Origin of the sequence: Salifodinibacter halophilus (assembly GCA_012999515.1) — a bacterium.
GTDB classification, from domain to species: Bacteria; Pseudomonadota; Gammaproteobacteria; order Nevskiales; family Salinisphaeraceae; genus Salifodinibacter; species Salifodinibacter halophilus.
In genome coordinates, this window is sequence record JABEEB010000314.1 from 1 (window position 1) to 265 (window position 265).

The window sequence follows — 265 nt, forward strand, 5'->3', positions numbered from 1 at the left end:
GGCGCGCTTGACGCACTCGTCGCCGCGCCCGACCTCGGAGGAGAACGCGACCAGCGGGCAGGGATAGTCGAAATCGGCGACGTGGCGGTCGGACAGGTACTCGCGCGCCAGCCGCGCGGCCGCCGGCGGATCGGTTTCGCAGCCGCCGGCGGGCATCGCGGTCAGGATGTGCTCGACCGCCTCGGCGTACAGGTCCTGCTTGCGCTTGAAGTGGTTGTAGAAGCCGCCGCGGGTCAGGCCGGCCTCGGCCATGATCTCGTCGATC

The 265-nt window shown here is 70.9% G+C and carries 1 protein-coding gene; it reads right to left on the bottom strand.

Annotation, left to right across the window (positions count from 1 at the left end):
• Positions 1-265: TetR/AcrR family transcriptional regulator (locus tag HKX41_11825; protein NNC24822.1), on the bottom strand; the 265-nt coding region annotated here is incomplete at both ends.